2 tRNA genes are annotated in these 260 nt (G+C 48.1%); both read right to left on the bottom strand.

Annotation, left to right across the window (positions count from 1 at the left end):
* Positions 1–8 precede the first annotated feature (8 nt).
* Positions 9–84: transfer RNA gene (locus UQ64_RS29145), tRNA-Ala, on the bottom strand.
* Between the two features lie 84 nt (positions 85–168).
* Positions 169–245: transfer RNA gene (locus tag UQ64_RS29140), tRNA-Ile, on the bottom strand.
* Positions 246–260 lie beyond the last annotated feature (15 nt).

The following is a 260-nucleotide window of genomic DNA, read 5'->3' as shown; positions in this document are numbered from 1 at the left end:
AAAAATTATGGTGGAGCCAAGCGGGATCGAACCGCTGACCTCCTGCTTGCAAGGCAGGCGCTCTCCCAGCTGAGCTATGGCCCCATAAAATTCACTCCAAAAAGTGAAGTCTAGCTTCGAAGCTTATTCCGATTACTTTTCGGAGGCCTCGTACTTTATAATGTCATATGGTGGGCCTTGGTGGACTCGAACCACCGACCTCACCCTTATCAGAGGTGCGCTCTAACCAACTGAGCTAAAAGCCCATATAACATATATAA

Source organism: Paenibacillus etheri (assembly GCF_001012825.1).
Lineage (GTDB): Bacteria > Bacillota > Bacilli > Paenibacillales > Paenibacillaceae > Paenibacillus_AQ > Paenibacillus_AQ etheri.
This window is presented reverse-complemented; position numbering and strand designations above follow the sequence as displayed.